13 protein-coding genes are annotated in these 16528 nt (G+C 68.5%); 7 read left to right on the top strand and 6 right to left on the bottom strand.

The window, feature by feature from the left end; translation table 11 throughout:
- Positions 1-137: 137 nt before the first annotated feature.
- Complete coding sequence (locus D7X99_RS26435; protein WP_014394388.1) at positions 138-470, bottom strand: SWIB/MDM2 domain-containing protein; 333 nt, start codon at positions 468-470, stop codon at positions 138-140.
- 380 nt (positions 471-850) lie between these two features.
- Here D7X99_RS26435 and D7X99_RS26430 point away from each other — a divergent pair, with 380 nt between their 5' ends.
- The 5 genes from D7X99_RS26430 (at position 851) to D7X99_RS26410 (ending at position 9706) form a co-directional block, all read left to right on the top strand.
- The gene (locus tag D7X99_RS26430) at positions 851-1843 is read left to right on the top strand and encodes an NAD(P)-dependent oxidoreductase (protein ID WP_121780208.1); all 993 of its coding nucleotides are present in this window, start codon (positions 851-853) and stop codon (positions 1841-1843) included.
- Positions 1844-1945: 102 nt separating this feature from the next.
- Complete coding sequence (locus tag D7X99_RS26425) at positions 1946-2611, top strand: HAD family phosphatase (RefSeq protein ID WP_120567363.1); 666 nt, start codon at positions 1946-1948, stop codon at positions 2609-2611.
- Positions 2612-2643: 32 nt separating this feature from the next.
- Positions 2644-4254 (top strand): lactate racemase domain-containing protein, encoded by a 1611-nt coding sequence (locus D7X99_RS26420; protein WP_120580259.1) that lies wholly within the window; start codon positions 2644-2646, stop codon positions 4252-4254.
- Between the two features lie 17 nt (positions 4255-4271).
- Positions 4272-8681, top strand: coding sequence for an AMP-binding protein (locus tag D7X99_RS26415; RefSeq protein ID WP_121780207.1), 4410 nt, complete (start codon positions 4272-4274; stop codon positions 8679-8681).
- Complete coding sequence (locus D7X99_RS26410) at positions 8678-9706, top strand: NAD-dependent epimerase/dehydratase family protein (RefSeq protein ID WP_121780206.1); 1029 nt, start codon at positions 8678-8680, stop codon at positions 9704-9706. Before D7X99_RS26415 ends, D7X99_RS26410 begins: the two co-directional genes overlap by 4 nt.
- Positions 9707-9734: 28 nt before the next feature.
- Here D7X99_RS26410 and D7X99_RS26405 read toward each other — a convergent pair whose 3' ends face one another.
- Positions 9735-9911: a hypothetical protein gene (locus D7X99_RS26405; RefSeq protein WP_233613750.1), complete on the bottom strand. Its 177-nt coding sequence runs from the start codon at positions 9909-9911 to the stop codon at positions 9735-9737.
- A 5-nt stretch (positions 9912-9916) separates the two neighbouring features.
- Positions 9917-10798, bottom strand: a complete 882-nt coding sequence (locus D7X99_RS26400) for a GGDEF domain-containing protein (RefSeq protein WP_121780204.1) — start codon at positions 10796-10798, stop codon at positions 9917-9919.
- A gap of 207 nt (positions 10799-11005) precedes the next feature.
- On the opposite strand from D7X99_RS26400, the gene glgC reads away from it, so the two are divergent.
- Complete coding sequence (gene glgC, locus D7X99_RS26395) at positions 11006-12235, top strand: glucose-1-phosphate adenylyltransferase (protein ID WP_121780203.1); 1230 nt, start codon at positions 11006-11008, stop codon at positions 12233-12235.
- A 72-nt stretch (positions 12236-12307) separates the two neighbouring features.
- On the opposite strand, the gene D7X99_RS26390 is transcribed toward glgC, so the two are convergent.
- The gene (locus D7X99_RS26390) at positions 12308-12763 is read right to left on the bottom strand and encodes a hypothetical protein (RefSeq protein WP_121780202.1); all 456 of its coding nucleotides are present in this window, start codon (positions 12761-12763) and stop codon (positions 12308-12310) included.
- 10 nt (positions 12764-12773) lie between these two features.
- Positions 12774-13937, bottom strand: coding sequence for an adenosine deaminase (gene add / locus D7X99_RS26385; RefSeq protein WP_121780201.1), 1164 nt, complete (start codon positions 13935-13937; stop codon positions 12774-12776).
- An 83-nt stretch (positions 13938-14020) separates the two neighbouring features.
- Between add and D7X99_RS26380 the strand changes: the two genes are divergently transcribed.
- Entirely contained in the window at positions 14021-15091 is a 1071-nt protein-coding gene (locus tag D7X99_RS26380; protein WP_233613749.1) for a PQQ-binding-like beta-propeller repeat protein, read from the top strand.
- Between the two features lie 4 nt (positions 15092-15095).
- On the opposite strand, the gene D7X99_RS26375 is transcribed toward D7X99_RS26380, so the two are convergent.
- Positions 15096-16358: an MFS transporter gene (locus D7X99_RS26375; protein ID WP_121780199.1), complete on the bottom strand. Its 1263-nt coding sequence runs from the start codon at positions 16356-16358 to the stop codon at positions 15096-15098.
- Positions 16359-16528 lie beyond the last annotated feature (170 nt).

Below are 16528 nucleotides of genomic sequence, written 5' to 3'. Positions count from 1 at the left end.
CCTTCGCCCCCTTTTCAACGCTCCGGACGGGCGGCCGGTACAGAGGGAAAAAGCGGAGGGCCCGTCCCGCGCGATGCGTGACGAGCCCCCAGGGTCCTTCGGGCTACCGGCGACGGCCCCGACGGGCCCTGCACCGTTCAGCTCAGGTGCTTGTTCACCAGCGCGGTCATCTCGAACATGGTGACGTTCTTCTTGCCGCCGAAGATGGGCTTGAGCTTGTCGTCGGCGTTGATCTGGCGCTTGTTCTTCGCGTCCTGGAGGTTGTTCTTCTTGATGTAGTCCCAGATCTTGCTGACCACCGCGGTGCGGGGCAGCGCCTTGGAACCGACGATCGCCGCCAGCTCAGCGGAGGGCGTCATCTCCTTCATGAACGCGGCGTTGGGCTTACGGCCCGCGGCCTTCTTCGCGGCAGGAGCCTTCTTCGCGGCAGCAGGGGCAGACTTCTTCGCAGCGGCTTTCTTGGCGGCCATTCGTCTTGTGTCTCCTCCCCTCCGAAGGGGACGTTGCACGGCGTGCTTGCATCTTCAAGCTAGAGCCGATGGCGCGTAGTAGCACGGCCTAGAGCGAAAAACAGCGTCCATCGCGCGCTTTTTCCCTCTGGGGCTCCTCGGAGCGACGGCTTCGGAGGCTAGAACTCGGCCCCGCAGCGCATTCTTCCCTCGGGAACGGAAGTCCCGCGACGCGTCCGGAGCGCCAGAATCCGGCTCCGGAGGCCGTTTTCCCTCGGGGATTGTGCCTCGCGGCGCGCCCGGAGGCGGAAAGTCGGCCCCCGGAGCAGCCTCCCCCTCGGGGGGGACCCTGCCCTTTTCGGCGGTGGACGGGATGTGGCTTTTCGGATGAAACAGCGCCCATGAATGCCCTCATCACTGGTGCCGGTGGCTTCCTGGGGACCTGGCTCGCGCGGGCGCTGGCGGCTCGCGGCGACCGGATTTCATGCCTGTTGCGCCCCACCACGGACACCCGCGAGCTGGAAAAGGCCCTGGAGGGCCACCCCTGGACGCGGTTGGTGGGCGACGTGACGGACCCCGCCTCGCTGGCCAGCGCGGTGAAGGGCGTGGACGTCGTCTTCCACCTGGCTGGCATCCGCCGCGCCGCGCTGCGCGACGAGTTCATGCGCGTCAACGCGGAGGGCACCCACCTCATCTGTGAGGCCATGGCCGCCCTGCCAGAGCCCCGTCCCCGGCTGGTGATGTGCGGCTCCCTGGCCTCCCACGGGCCCTCCACCCCGGAGCGCCCCCATGTAGAGGAGGACGCCTTCCATCCGCATGAGTGGTACGGCGAGAGCAAGGCGGAAGCGGAGCGCATCGCGTTCTCCTTCCAGGACCGGCTGCCGGTGACGGTGATCCGCCCGCCGCGCATCCTCGGGCCCGGAGACCGGGAAAACCTGACCTTCTTCAAGCTGGGGAAGAAGGGCATCCGGCTGGAGCTGGCCGGAGGCCCCCGTCCCCTGTCCCTGGTGGACGTGGAGGACGTGGTGGACCTGCTGCTCGTATTGGCGGAGAAGCCGGAGGCCCTGGGGGAGGCGTTCTTCTGCGCGGGGCCGGAGCGGCTGACCCTGGAGGAGATGCAGGACCTGGGGGCGAAGGCCCTGGGCTTCCAGACGCGCACCTGGAGGCTGTCCCCGGCGGTGCTGACCGCCCTGGCCTCGGCGGCGGACGGGGTGACGCGGCTGACGGGCCGCAAGCTCCCCCTGAACCGGAAGCTGGCGCGGCAGCTCCTGGCCCCGGCCTGGACCTGCTCGGGGGCCAAGGCCGAGCGCCTGCTGGGCTTCCGGCCGCGCCGTGGCCTGGCGGAGTCCATCACTCGCAGTGGTGAATGGTATCGCGCGCAGGGCTGGTTATAGCCCCATGCGCCCAAAGGGCCCGCAGCCCACGCTGGCCTTCCGCTTTCGTTGACCGGACCCCCCCCAGGATGGGAGGAAGCCCGACCGCCCATGCCCCCCAAAGTGCCCGCCAAAGCAGCCTTCTTCGACGTCGACGGGACGCTGGTCCGGACGAACATCGTCCACGTCTATGCCTATTACGCCATGAACCGGGGCTCGCTCCGGGGCATCGCGGGCCGCACCCTGGGCACCGCCCTGGGGCTCCCGGTGTTCGGCATCCTGGATGCCGTCAACCGCAAGGCCTTCAACGAGTTCTTCTACCGGTACTACTCGGGCCTCAGCGAGGACCGGCTCGTCACCATCGCGGAGGACATGTTCGAGGACGTCCTCAAGCCCGCGCTGTACGAGCAGACGCAGGACCTCATCGACGAGGCGCGTCGTGCCGGTTGCCGCATCGTGTTGGTCACCGGAGCGCTGGACTTCACCATGCGCCCGCTGGCCCGGCACCTGGGCTGCGATGACGTCATCGCCAACAAGATGCAGTTCGTGGGCGGCAAGGCCACCGGCAAGGTGATTCCGCCCATCATCGAAGGCGCCAACAAGGCCAACGCCATCCGCGCCTATTGCGAGCGCGAAGGCCTGGCCCTCAACCAGTGCCATGGCTACTCGGACAGCGCCTCCGACTACGCCATGCTCGCCGTGGTGGGACGGCCCACCGCGGTGAACCCGGACCTGCGGCTGCGCTCGCTCGCGCGCGCGTACAACTGGCCCATCCTGGACCTGAAGTAATCCCCCACCCCTTTTCGCCGCCCCCTTCATCCATGCGCCCGCTCAAGACGCTCCAGAAGCTGTACGACGAGGAAAGCCAGGTGGTCATCACGGAGAAGGGCAGCCCCCCTCGGGCGCTCTTCTACGGTGAGGGCTTCCTCCAGGAAGACCTGCCCGTGGGCACCCGGGTCATCTTCCCCCGCCCCCCGCTGGAGGGCGTGCCCAACGTGAAGGCCGCCATCCGCTGGGCCATCAACCACCCGGAGGGCATGGACCCGCTGCACGCGCTGCTCAAGCCCGGCATGCGGCTGACGTGCGTCATCGACGACATCAGCGTCCCGCTGCCGCCCATGGTCACGCCGGACGTGCGCCAGTCCATCCTGGAGGTGGTGCTGGAGCTGTGCGCGGACAGTGGCGTGGATGACGTGCACCTGGTCATCGCCAACGCGCTGCACCGCCGGATGACCGAAGGCGAGATGAAGCGCATGGTGGGCGAGAAGATCTTCGACGCCTACTACCCGGACCGCTACTACAACCACGACGCGGAAGACCCGGACGGCATCACGGAGCTGGAGCGCACCAGCCACAATGAAGTGGTGGCGGTGAACCGCCGCGTGGCGGAGAGCGACCTCATCGTCTACGTGAACATCAACTTCGTGCCCATGAACGGCGGGCACAAGTCCATGGGCACGGGCGTGACGAACTACGCGTCGCTCCGGCACCACCACAACCCGAAGACCATCCGCGACTCCGACAGCTACATGGAGCCGAAGGCGAGCGCGCTCTACACGAAGAACTCGCGCATCGGCACGGTCATCGACCAGACGCTGAAGGTCTTCCACATCGAGACCACGCTGAACAACCGCATGTTCGGCGCGCCCACGGACTTCCTGGCGAAGAAGGAAGAGGACTACACGGAGGCGGACCGGCTGAAGTTCCAGGCCCTGCGCTTCACGCTGTCCAAGCTGCCCCGCGCGGCGGCGCGCAAGGTGCTCAACGCCATCCCCGCGCCCTATGACGTGACGGGCGTGTTCGCGGGGGCCACGGAGCCCACGCACCAGAAGACGCTGGAGCAGAGCTGGAAGCAGTACGTGGTGCCGGTGGAGGGGCAGAGCGACATCGTCATCTTCCCCATCCCGTTCGTCAGCCCCTACAGCGTCAACTCCGTCCTCAACCCGCTGCTCGTGCAGGTGATGGGGCTGGGGTACTTCTACAACCTCAACCGGGGCGTGCCGCTGGTGAAGAAGGGGGGCGTGCTCATCCTCCTGCACCCGGCCTACGACGAGTTCGACCCCGTGCAGCACCCCAGCTACATCGAGTTCTTCCACCGGCTGCTGCCGGAGACGCGGGACTCCATGAAGCTGGAGCACAAGTACGAGAAGGAGTTCGCGGAGAACCCCAGCTACGTGCACCTGTACCGCAAGGGCAACGCCTACCACGGCGTGCACCCCTTCTACATGTGGTACTGGGGCGAGAATGGCCGCCAGCACGTAGGCAAGGTCATCGTCGCGGGCGCGGAGAACAACCACGTCCCGGCCCTGCTTGGCTGGGATCGCACCGACACCCTCTCCGAGGCGATTGAAGAGGCGCGCGGCTTCATGGGGCGCTCCGCGTCCATCAGCCTGCTGCGCATCGCGCCCACGGTGATGGTGGACGTGAAGTGAAAGGGTCGCACACGGACATGGCCACGCCCTCCGAGCTGAACGTCACCGAGGTCTTCACCGGCAAGCGCATCGTCTTCGTCGGCACCACCGGCTTCGTGGGCAAGGTGACGCTGTCGATGTTGCTGGCCCACTACGGCGACGTGCTGGACCGGGTCTACGTCATCGTGCGCAAGGGCAGCGCCGCGTCCGCGGAGCGCCGCTTCTTCGACAAGGTGGCGCCCAGCGAGCCCTTCCAGCCGCTGCGCGACCGCCTGGGCGACGAAGGCGCCATGGCGTTCATCCAGAAGAAGTGCACCATCCTGGATGGCGACATCACCGACCCCTTCGTGGGCCTGGAGGAGGCGCAGGTCGACGCGCTCACCGGACAGGTGCACGCCATCGTCAACTGCGCGGGTCTGGTCTCCTTCAATCCGTCCCTGGAGGTGGGCCTCAACGTCAACACCCACGGCGTGAAGAACGCGGTGGCGCTGGCGCTGCGCTGGAGCGTGCCGCTCATCCACATGTCCACCGCGTTCGTCGTGGGCAACCGCAGCGGGCTCGTGTTCGAGGACGAGCAGGTGCTGAACTACTTCCCCAAGCAGGGGGAGATGGACGGGCGCGACTTCAGCCTGGAGCAGGAGCTGGCGGACGCGGATAAAATCGTGGCCCGCCTGCGCGAACAGGCGGATGACAAGGCGCTCACCTCCCTCTTCCGGCAGAAGGCGCTGGACCGCCTGGAGGAGGAGGGCCGCGACGCCACCGACGAGAAGACGCTGCGCCTGGCCGTGGGCCGCGAGCGCAAGCTGTGGCTGTCCGGCGAGCTGGTCCGCGCGGGCATGGAGCGCGCGCAGCACTGGGGCTGGCCCAACACGTACACGTACGCCAAGCACCTGGGCGAACAGGTGATGGCGGGGACGCCGGGGCTTCGCTACTCCATCGTGCGCCCCTCCATCGTGGAGAGCGCGGCGCACTTCCCCTTCCCCGGCTGGAACGAAGGCTTCACCACGTCCGCGCCGCTGGCGTACGCGGGCATCAAGGGCCAGCGCGGCATCCCCGCGGGCGACCACGCCATCCTGGACATCATCCCGGTGGACCAGGTGGCGGGCGCCACGCTGGGCATCACCGCGCACGCCATCCAGGTGGAGGAGCGCCGCGTCTACAACCTGGCGTCCGGTGACGTGAACCCGTTCCTCGCCAGCCGCTCCGTGGAGCTGGTGGGTCTGTACCGCCGCCGCTACTACCGCAACCGTGAGACGGGCAACTCGCTGGTCAACTCGCTGCGCTCGCGCATCGAGCCGCAGCCCGTGAGCAAGCAGGAGTTCCAGCTGCTCAGCGCGCCCATGCTGGCGAAGGGCGCGAAGCTGCTGAAGAAGGCCATGGACGAGGTGCGGCCCGCGTGGGGCGCGCCCCGCGTGCAGGCGATGATGGACAAGGCCCGCGTCGCGCTGGACGAGGTGGAGTCCCAGGCGGGCAGCCTCGGCGGCCTCATCGAACTGTTCCTCCCCTTCCTCTGGGAGAACCGCTACGTCTTCCGCTGCGACAACACGCGCTCCGTCTACGAGCGCATGGTGCCGGCGGACCGCGCGAAGATTGACTGGGCGCCGGACCGCATCGACTGGCGCGAGTACTTCCTGGGCACGCACCTGCCCGGCCTGGAGAAGTGGGTGTTCCCGGGCCTGGACGAGGAGCGCGAGAAGCGCACCGCCATCCCCGCGCACCGCGACCTGCTGGAGCTCTTCGAAGCCACCGTGCACGCGTACCGCCACCGGGTGGCGTTCCGCATGGCAGCGGGAGAGAAGGAAGAGCGCTTCACCTTCGGCGAGGTGCACCGCTACGCGGCCCGCGTGGGCAGCTACCTGATGGCCCAGGGCATCAAGCGCGGCGACCGGGTGCTGCTGGTGTCGGAGAACCGGCCGGAGTGGGCCATCAGCTACTTCGGCATCCTGCGCGCCGGTGGCACCGCCGTCCCCGTGGACCCCGCGCTGACGGAGGCGGAGGTCGTCAACATCGCGAAGCGCGCGGCCGCCAAGCAGTGCCTGGTGTCCGAGCAGGTCGCGGAGGACTTCCCCGGTCTCTTCACGGCGCTGGGTGAGGGCGTGGGCGTGGCCAGCCTCGCGGAGGCCATGACGGGCGACCCGGCGTTCCCGGACCGCATTGGCCCGGTGAGGAAGTCCGCCGCCGCGGACGACGTGGCGAGCGTCATCTTCACCTCCGGCACCACCGGCACGCCCAAGGGCGTGATGCTCACCCACCGCAACTTCGCGGCGCTGGTGGCGAAGCTGGCGGGCGCGTTCGACGTGGGCGTGGGCGACGGCGTGCTGTCCGTGCTGCCCCTGCACCACACCTTCGAGTTCTCCGCCGGCTTCCTCACGCCGTTCATGCGCGGCGCGGAAATCACGTACATCGACGAGCTCACGTCGGACCGGCTGGGCGACGTCTTCGAGACGGGCCGCGTGACGGCGATGATTGGCGTGCCCGCGCTCTGGCAGCTGCTGCACCGCAAGATTACGCAGGAGATGGCCGCGCGCCCGCCGCTGGTGGAGCAGGCGCTCAAGGCGCTGATGGCGGCCAACGGGGAGCTGCGCAACCGCAGCTCGCTCAACCTGGGCAAGCTGCTGTTCTGGCCGGTGCATCGCAAGTTCGGCGGGCGGGTGAAGGTGCTGGTGTCCGGCGGCTCCGCGCTGTCGGAAGAAGTGCACCAGGCCTTCCACGAGCTGGGCTTCACCATGCGCGAGGGCTACGGCCTCACGGAGGCCGCGCCGGTGCTGGCGGTGTCCGAGGCCACCAACAAGCGCGTGAAGGGCACGGTGGGCAAGGCGCTGCCGGGCATCGAGTTCAAGATCCAGAACCCGGACAACGACGGCATTGGCGAGGTGCTGGCCAAGGGCCCGAACGTGATGGCGGGCTACTTCGGGGACCGCGAGGCCACCGAAGCCGTGGTGAAGGAAGGCTGGCTGCACACCGGCGACCTGGGCCGCATGGACGACGAAGGCCGCCTGTACCTCATGGGCCGCGCCAAGGACGTCATCGTCGACGCCAACGGCAAGAACGTCTACCCGGACGAGCTGGAGGAGCTGTACCAGGAGCACGAGCACATCAAGGAGATGTCCATCGTCGGCCTGCCGGATGACGCCGGCGGCGAGAAGGTGGCGTGCCTGTGCGTGCCGGACTTCAAGGACCGCCCGCGTGAAGAGGTCCGCCACGAGCTGGAGGAGCACTTCCGCAAGGTGAGCGCGGGCATGCCCTTCTACCGGCGCGTGAAGGTGCTGCGCTTCTGGGACGGCGAGCTGCCGCGCACGTCCACGCGCAAGGTGAAGCGCAAGCGCGTGGTGGAGGAACTGCAGCGGCTGGACCGCGTGGCCGCCAGCGCGGGCCGCGTGAAGGAGAAGGCGCAGGCGGCGCCCACCACGGGCGGCGTGTCGGACTGGCTCTTCCCGCTCATCGCGGAGGTATGCCACCGCCCGGCGTCGGACGTGCGGGCGGACTCGCAGCTCATTGGTGACCTGGGCTTCGACTCGCTGATGCTCACGGAGATGTCCGTGGCGCTGGAGGGCGCGGGCGTGCCGCTGCCCGCCATTGAAGACCTGACGCAGGTGCAGACGGTGGAGGACCTGCGCAAGCTGGTGGTGGCCTCCGGACGCCGGCCCTCGCAGGAGACGCGGGCGCGCGACATCAAGAAGGAAGCCGAGCGCACGGAGGAAGCGGAGATTCCGGTGCCGGAGTCGGTGTCCGCGCTGGGCCGGCAGCTGCTGTCCTTCGGGCAGAAGGTGCTCTACGGCGGCGTCTTCGACGTGAAGGTGACGGGCAAGACGTTCATCCCGCAGAACCGCAACTTCCTCGTCATCGCCAACCACGCCAGCCACCTGGACGCGGGCCTGGTGCGCGTGGTGCTGGGCGACCAGGGCGAACGGCTGGTGTCGCTGGCCGCGCGCGACTACTTCTTCGACACGCCGCTCAAGCGCGCGTGGTTCGAGAACTTCACCCACCTCATCCCCATCGACCGGCAGGGCAGCTTGCGTGAATCGCTGCGCGTGGCGGGCGAGGCGCTGCGGCAGGGCTTCAACGTCCTCATCTTCCCGGAGGGCACGCGCTCCAAGACGGGCGAGCTGATGGAGTTCAAGCCGACGCTGGGCTACCTGTCGCTCACCTACGGGGTGGACGTGCTGCCGCTGTACATCCACGGCGCGTACGAAGCGCTGCCCAAGGGCTCCATGTTCCCGAAGACGAAGGAGCTGGAGGTGCACGTGGGCCCGGCGCTGGAGTACGCGTCGCTGAAGGCCCGGGCGCAGGGCATGGCGCGCTCGGAGGGCTACCGCTACGTGACGCACATCGCGGAGGAAGCGGTGCGCTCGCTGAGGGCGGGCAAGGTGCTGGACCTGGAGCAGGTGGGCGCGGACCGGGACTTCACCCCGCCCGCCCGGGCCCTGCCGGAAGGGAAGGACGCGTGAAGCTGCTCGTCACCGGAGGCACGGGATTCCTGGGCACGCACCTGGTGCCCAGGCTTACGGCCGCGGGCCACGACGTGCGCCTCATCGCGCGCTCGAAGCCGTCAGGCCCCGCGTTCGCGAAGACGGAAGTGCACCAGGGCGACCTCAAGGACCGGGACGCCGTGCGCCGCGCGCTGGAGGGCGTGGACGCCGTCTACCACCTGGCGGGGCTCGTCTCCTTCCAGAGCAAGGACGCGCGGCGGATGTACGAGCTGCACGTGGACTGCACGCGCGAGCTGCTGCGCGACGTGCGCGAAGCGGGCATCCAACGCGTCATCCTGGGCTCCACCTCCGGCACCATCGCGGTGTCCAAGGACGACCGCGTGGGCACGGAGGACGACGACTACCCCATCACCACCGTCGCCAACTGGCCCTACTACCTGTCCAAGATTTACGAGGAGAAGCTGGCGCTGGAGTACTGCCGCAAGCACTCCGTCCCGCTGGTGGTGCTCAACCCCAGCCTGCTGATGGGGCCTGGGGATGACCGCCTGTCCTCCACCTGGACGGTGGTGAAGTTCCTCAACCGGGAGATTCCGGCCATGCCCGGCGGCGGCATCTCCTTCGTGGACGCGCGCGACGCGGCGGACGCCTTCGTGCAGGCGCTCACCAAGGGCGAGGTGTACGGCCGCCACCTGATGGGCGTGAACATGGCCATGCCGGACTTCTTCGACCGGCTCCAGCGCCTCACCGGCGTGCCCGCCCCGCGCATGAAGCTGCCGCGCGAGGTGAACATCTGGGGCGGCAAGCTGCTGGAGCAGTTCGCGAAGCTGCGCGGCACCGTGTCCAAGCTCGACCCGCAGGAGGTCGAGATTGGCGAGCACTTCTTCTACCTGGAGCCCGCCAAGGCCGAGCGCGAGCTGGGCTTCAAGGCGCGCGACGTCCACGAGACGCTGCTGGACACCGTCCAGTACCTCTACGGGAAGATGCCGCCCGGAAACCTGCCCGGCACCCGCGGCCGGCTGGCCGAGTCGCGCGAAGGCACCTGACGTTTCAGGAAGACCGCGCGGCGGGCCCTTACGGGTTCGCCGCGCCGCCGTGCACCCGGCCGCCGCTCACGCGCTCCACGAGCCGGGCGGCGTTCGGGTCCTTGTCCTTCTGGTGCCACACCCAGGCGGCGCCCAGGAAGGCCACTCCCAACAGGACGAGGATGAGCCGGGCCAGGAAGGACGGGCCGCTGGCTTCGTCCGCCATGGCCTTCAGCCCACCACGCGGTTGCGGCCGGACTTCTTGGCCTTGTAGAGGTTCGCGTCCGCCACCTTGATGAATTGGGACGGCTCCGACATCTCCGAGGCGACTTCCGCCACGCCCAGGGAGATGGTGACGGGGATGTCCTTGTCCTCGAAGACGAAGCGCTTGTCCTCCACCAGCTTGCGGATCTTCTCCGCGAACAGGCGCGCCTTGTCCGGCCCGTCCTCCGGCATGACGATGGCGAACTCTTCACCGCCGTAGCGCGCGAAGCACTGCTCGCGGCGCACCAGCCGTTTGATGGACTGGGCCATTTCGCGCAGCACGTAGTCACCGGCCAGGTGGCCGTGCACGTCGTTGATCTGCTTGAAGTGGTCGATGTCGAACATCATCAACGACATCTTGCGCTGGTACCGGTGCGAGCGGCCCATCTCCCGCTCCAGGTACTCCACGAAGTAGCGCTTGTTGTTGATGCCGGTGAGACCGTCCGCGATGGTCAGCGTGTAGATGGTCTCGTGGTACTGGGTCTCGATGTTGTCGCCGTCGAGGAACTTGAAGATGGAGCCTCCCACCTTCACCAGGTCCCCGCTGCGCAACGGCTGCGCCTGGAGCACTTCCCGGTCGTTGAGGTAGGTGCCGTTGGTGGACTGGAGGTCCTCCACGAACATCTTCCCCTGCCGGCCCCAGATGCGCGCGTGGCGGCGGGACACATTGTCCAGGTCCACCACGATGTGGTTGTGCTGGTCGCGACCGATGGTGAACTCGGTCTCTTCCAGCACGTACTTCTTGCCCAGCTCAGGGCCGTGGATCTGCACGAGGCAACACTCAGCGCCGCGCTCGGGTCCCGGGGTGAGGCTGGAGATCTTGGTGACTCGCGTTTGGTCGCCAGACATCGCCCGGCCACGCTAGCACGCAAGGTCCATGGAAGCCACGCAAGCCAAGAGGACGTACGGGGTTGCGCCCCTCCTCCTACATGCCGCGAAACCGAGAGGTCGCTTTCCTCCCATCCGCCCCGCCCGGTTGGGCACTCAACGGAAAAGCTTGCACGGGCCGCACGGCCATTGTGGGCCAGCGGCCGGGGGCTAACGTGGCCGGCACCTATGTCAAAGCTGCTGGCCATGATTCTCGCGGGAGGCGCGGGCACGCGCCTGGAGCCCCTGACCCGGGAGCGCGCGAAGCCCGCCGTTCCGTTCGGTGGGCGCTACCGCATCATCGACTTCGTCCTGTCGAACTTCGCCAACTCCGGCGTGTACCGGATGAAGGTGCTGACCCAGTACAAGAGCGACTCGCTCAACAACCACCTGTCGCGCGCGTGGCGCATGACGGCGTTCCTGGGTCACTACGTGGAGGCGGTGCCCGCGCAGATGCGCACCGGCGTGGACTGGTACAAGGGCAGCGCGGACGCCATCTACCAGAACCTCAACATCATCACGGACGAGGAGCCGGACCACATCTTCGTCTTCGGCGCGGACCACGTGTACCGGATGGACACGCGCAAGATGCTGGACTTCCACATCGAGCGGAAGGCGGCGTGCACGGTGGCCGCGATTCCGGTGCCCATCGAGCAGGGGCACGAGTTCGGCATCATCGACGTGGGGCCGGACGGGCGGATGCTCCAGTTCCTGGAGAAGCCCAAGGACCCGCCGCCCATGCCGGGCAACCCGAAGATGTGCCTGGCCTCCATGGGCAACTACCTCTTCACCACGGACACGCTGGTGAAGCAGGTGGTGCGCGACGCGGCGGACGAGAAGAGCGCGCACGACTTCGGCAAGTCCATCATCAGCCAGCTGTACAAGCACGAGCCCGTGTACGTGTACGACTTCGCCCAGAACACGGTGGCCGGCCAGGAGGACAAGGAGCGCGGCTACTGGCGGGACGTGGGGAACATCGACGTGTACTACCAGTCCAACATGGACCTGGTGGAGGTGGACCCCACCTTCAACCTGTACAACGACCGCTGGCCCATCCACACGCAGCCCAACAACTACCCGCCGGCGAAGTTCGTCTTCGCGGACAAGGAGAACCGGCGCGTGGGAAGCGCCACGGACTCGCTGGTGGCGGAGGGCTGCATCATCTCCGGCGGCCAGGTGCACCGCTCCGTGCTGTCGCCGAAGGTGCGGGTGAACTCGTATTCGGAGGTGGAGGACTCCATCCTCTTCGAGAACGTCACCATCGGCCGGAGATGCCGCATCAAGCGGGCCATCATCGACAAGAACGTGGAGATTCCGCCCGGGATGACCATTGGGTACGACCCGGTGGAGGACAAGCGCCGCTTCCACGTCACGTCCGGCGGCGTCGTCGTCATCCCCAAGGGGATGAAGGTCACCTGACCCATCGCCAGGTGTCTTCAAGCAGCGGGCGCTCCCGGAATCACGTCCGGGGCGCCCGCTTTGCTTTTCGCTTCAGCGGAACGCGGCCTTCACGTCCGGCCGGTTGAGCAGGATGAGCGACCAGATGCCCGGCACGAGCGACAGGCAGGAGCACGGGCCGCAGCACGGGATGCAGCAGAGGATGGCGGCCGTCATGGCCCAGCCGTAGCTCTGCAGGTTCTTCATCTTCCAGCCGCCGAAGGCCACCAGCCCGTTGAGCACCAGCCCGGGCGCGGTGGTCACGATGCGTCCCATGGGCGACAGCATCCACGTGACGGCGTCCTTCCACTGCTGGGGCATGTCCGGGTTGTTGAAGAAGGGGGCCAGCCTCTCCGTGTCCACGGGGGTCACCATGCTCACCAGCGAGTACAGGAAGGTGAGGCCCGCCATCACCAGCATCAGGATGGCGGGGACGGACAGGTCCTGCGCGGCCTTCGCGCGCGACGGGTTGAAGTCCGGCGCGGGAGGAATGTCGTGGGTCTCGTCCATGGCGGGGGGCTCAGGCCGGCTGGCGCATGGCCGCGACGGGGCGCTTCTCGAAGGCGGCGAGCGTGGTGGCGATCTCCTGGTTCACGTGCCGCAGCATGTCCTGCTTCTCCCGGAACGGGAGGAAGGCGCTCTTGAAGCCGGACACGATGATGGTGGTGAGGTCCTCCAGCGACAGGCCCAGCTCGCGGTGGGCGAGCCACAGCTCCTTCGTCACGGTGGTGTCGGTGATGAGGCGGTTGTCCGTGTTGATGGTCACCCGCAGGCCGTAGTCGAAATAGAACTTGAGCGGGTGGGACTCCAGCGAGGACACCGCGCCCGTCTGGACGTTGGAGGACGGGCAGACCTCCATGGGGATGCGGTGGTCGTTGACGTAGTTGAGCAGGTCCCCGTCCTCGCGCAGCCGGGTGCCGTGGCCAATGCGGTGCGCGCCCAGCGAGTGGATGGCCTGGGAGATGGACTCCGGTCCGTAGGCCTCACCGGCGTGGGCGGTGCAGTTGACGTTGTTCTTGAGGATGAGGCGGAAGGCGTCCAGGTGGTCCTTGGCGGGGAAGCTGGCCTCCGCGCCCGCCAGGTCGAAGCCCACGACGCCGCGGTTCTTGTACGCGACGGACAGCTCCGCCAGGCGCATGGACGTCTGCGGGTTGATGTGGCGGATGCCGCAGACGATGACGGCGCACTTGATGCCCGTCTCCTTCTTGGCGGCGCGCAGGCCCTCCAGCACGGAGTCGATGACGGTGGTCATCTTCAGGCCCTTCTGCAGGTGCAGCGCGGGCGAGTAGCGCACCTCCAGCCAGCGCACGTTCTCCGCGGCGGCGTCCACGGCCAGCTCGTAGGCGGCGCGGTAGAGGGACTCGGCGGTCTGCAGGACGGAGAGCGTCACGTCGAACGCGACGAGGTACTCCTCCAGGCTCTTGCACACCTGGCCCATGTGGATGGCCTTGGCGAGGCCGTCCTCGGTGTCGGCCATGAGCTTGATCTTCTGCTGCTCGGCCAGCTCCAGGATGGTCTTCAGCCGCATGGACCCGTCCAGGTGGCAGTGCAGGTCCGTCTTGGGGAGCGCGTGGAGCAGCTCCTCCGTCACCGCCAGCGTGGGAGGCGGGATGATGTCCGTACGCCGGGCGGATGAAGGGATGCCGGTGGCGTTGGGGGTTTCGTCTTCACGAATCGTGGGCATGGTCGAAGTTCCTCGCTTGCGTCATCCTCCCCCAAACCATGCCGTCCCGCGCCTGTCCACGCCTGCCCCTGCTGACCTGCCTGATGTTGACGCTGGCCGTCATGGCGTGCCAGCGGGCGCCGGTGGAACTGGCCTTCCAGTACTCCAGCAATGCGTCCTCACGGACGGGGCTCACGGCCCTTTCGGACGGGGTGCTCCTGGGCAACGAAGCGGGCACGGTGGTGCGCCTGGACCGAGAGGGCCGGCCGGTGTGGACCACCCGGCTGGGCCGAGAGGTGGCGGTGGCCCCCGCCCTGGCCGGAGAGAGCGTCGTCGTGGGGACGGTGGTGGGCGAGGTGGCCTGCCTGTCGCTCGAGGACGGCAAGGAGCGCTGGCGCCTGGGCGGCGAGCCGCCCGTGCTGACACCGCCCGTGGGGGACGACGCGGGACACACCGTCTTCCTGGTGGCGCCAGACGGCGCGGTGCGCGCCCTGGCGGTGGACTCCGGGCAGGAGCGCTGGAAGCGGCCGGCGCCCAAGGCCCCCGCGCCCGCGTCGGCGGAATCCTTGGAGCCACAGCCATCCGTGGCCCCGGGGCTCCGGGCGGCGCCGGTGCTGGTGGCGGACGTGCTGGTGGTGCCGCTTGGCTCCGGGCTGTGGGCGCTGGACGCCCGGAGCGGTGAGCCTCGCTGGTCGCAACCGGTGAAGGACGTGGTGGGGCTGGATTCGGAGCGCGACACCGTGTTCGTGGCCACGCGGCCGGGCCGGCTGCTGGCGCTGTCGGTGAAGGACGGGAGCACGCGCTGGGAGCAGCGCTTCTCGGACGGGCTGACGGGGCCACCCGCGCGGGCGCTGGGCGCGCTGTGGGTGGGCGCGGGGCCGTCGTCGCTGGTGGGGCTGTCCACCTCGGAGGGCCGGGAGGTGGCGCGGGTGGTGCTGCCCTCGCCGCTGGTGGGCCGGGTGCAGGTGGGACTGGAGGACCTGCTGCTGGTGCCCACCTCTGGCCACGAGGGGAACCTGGTCGCGCTCAAGGCGCCGGGCTGGACGCCTGCGTTCACCGTGCGGGCGGACACGCCGCTGCGCACGCGGCCGGTGGTGCGCGGGCCGCTCGTGTTCGTGCTGGGGCTGGACGGCCGCGTGCTGGCGTGGCGGCTGCGGGTGCCGCCGCCCGCCTGAGGACTCAGGCGCCGGAGCTGGTGGGGACGTCCGCTTTCGCGTCGCTCACGGACTCCACGAAGTCCAGGTCGCGGTGGAAGGTCTCCGCCAGCCGCGCCAGGGCGACGAGCGCCAGGACGAAGCACACCGCGCCCACTGCGAGCGCCGCGTGCGCCACGCCCAGGGAGCCCTTGAGCTGACCGAAGGCGGTGGCGGCAATCACCGCGGAGCCGCGCACGAAGTTGGGCACCGACGTGGCCACGGTGGCGCGGATGTTGGTGCCGAACTGCTCGGCCGCCATGGTGACGAGCACCGCCCAGTAGCCCACGCTCAGGCCAATGAGGAAGGTCAGCGCGTAGATGAGCGTCGGGGTGAGGCCCGGCATGAGCCCGTACACGAGCACCAGCGCGAACCAGACGCACAGGCTGAAGCCCACGGCGCGCTTGCGGCTCTGGAGCCACTGGCTCAGCAAGCCGGAGGACAGGTCCCCCAGCGTCAGGCCCACGCTACCGAAGAGGATGGCGTTGCCCGCCGTCACCGTGCCCTGCACGTGGAGGCCCGCCGTCAGCTCCGGGGCGAAGACGAAGAGGATGCCGGTGGTGAAGTAGATGGGCACGCCCACGAGGATGCAGCCCAGGTACTTGGAGAAGCGTCCGCCCGTGAGGAGCAGGAGCGGGTTCCCCTTCGCGGGGCCGGACTTCTGGGTGAAGAGGGCGGACTCGGACACCTTGAAGCGCGCGAAGAGGAGCAGCAGGCCCATCACCCCGCCCGTCACATAGGCCGCCTTCCAGTGCAGGTGCTGCGCGACGAGCGCCGCGACGACGATGCCCAGCATGCCCAGCGTGGCGACGACGGTGGTGCCCAGGCCACGCTTCTCCTTGGGCAGGGACTCGGCGACCAGCGTGATGGCCGCGCCCAGCTCGCCCGCGAGCCCCAGGCCTCCGAGGAAGCGGCACGCGGCGTAGCTGTTCACGTCCCAGACGAAGGGGTTGAGCAGGTTGGCCACCGAGTACAGGAGGATGGAGCCGAACATCACGGACAGCCGTCCCCGCTTGTCCCCGAGCAGGCCCCAGAAGAGGCCGCCCACCATCATCCCCGCCATCTGCGCGTTGTAGATGAACAGCCCCTTCTGGAAGATGTCCGAGGGGTCCGTGATGCCCAGGTCCTTCAGCGACGCGACGCGCACCACGCCGAACAGCGTGATGTCGAAGAGGTCCACGAAGTAGCCCAAGCCCGCCACGAGGACGGTGAGGTTCAGGACCGAGCGCAGTTCCCGGAGGCGGTTCATGGCGCGCGAACCTACCGCTTCTGGCCCGGGAGGGAAGGAGGACTCCGCGCCTCCAGCGCCTGCCGCTTCGCCAAACACAGACATCCACCGCCGCGCCTGCCCACCCCGTGAGTCCGGGGGAAGGGCACGGGGGGCCTCCTGTCTCTCTTTCACATATACATCCCCGCGAC

The sequence above is a fragment of the Corallococcus sp. AB032C genome, assembly GCF_003668935.1.
In the GTDB taxonomy this organism is placed as follows: Bacteria; Myxococcota; Myxococcia; order Myxococcales; family Myxococcaceae; genus Corallococcus; species Corallococcus exiguus.
This window is presented reverse-complemented; position numbering and strand designations above follow the sequence as displayed.

Bases quoted from the DNA above. Each gene is read 5' to 3' on its own strand.
- D7X99_RS26435 (WP_014394388.1), bottom strand. From the start codon at position 470: ATGGCCGCCAAGAAAGCCGCTGCGAAGAAGTCTGCCCCTGCTGCCGCG.
- D7X99_RS26375 (WP_121780199.1), bottom strand. From the start codon at position 16,358: ATGAACCGCCTCCGGGAACTGCGCTCGGTCCTGAACCTCACCGTCCTC.
- add (WP_121780201.1), bottom strand. From the start codon at position 13,937: ATGCCCACGATTCGTGAAGACGAAACCCCCAACGCCACCGGCATCCCT.
- glgC (WP_121780203.1), top strand. From the start codon at position 11,006: ATGTCAAAGCTGCTGGCCATGATTCTCGCGGGAGGCGCGGGCACGCGC.
- D7X99_RS26415 (WP_121780207.1), top strand. From the start codon at position 4,272: ATGGCCACGCCCTCCGAGCTGAACGTCACCGAGGTCTTCACCGGCAAG.
- D7X99_RS26390 (WP_121780202.1), bottom strand. From the start codon at position 12,763: ATGGACGAGACCCACGACATTCCTCCCGCGCCGGACTTCAACCCGTCG.
- D7X99_RS26430 (WP_121780208.1), top strand. From the start codon at position 851: ATGAATGCCCTCATCACTGGTGCCGGTGGCTTCCTGGGGACCTGGCTC.
- D7X99_RS26380 (WP_233613749.1), top strand. From the start codon at position 14,021: ATGTTGACGCTGGCCGTCATGGCGTGCCAGCGGGCGCCGGTGGAACTG.
- D7X99_RS26405 (WP_233613750.1), bottom strand. From the start codon at position 9,911: ATGGCGGACGAAGCCAGCGGCCCGTCCTTCCTGGCCCGGCTCATCCTC.
- D7X99_RS26420 (WP_120580259.1), top strand. From the start codon at position 2,644: ATGCGCCCGCTCAAGACGCTCCAGAAGCTGTACGACGAGGAAAGCCAG.
- D7X99_RS26400 (WP_121780204.1), bottom strand. From the start codon at position 10,798: ATGTCTGGCGACCAAACGCGAGTCACCAAGATCTCCAGCCTCACCCCG.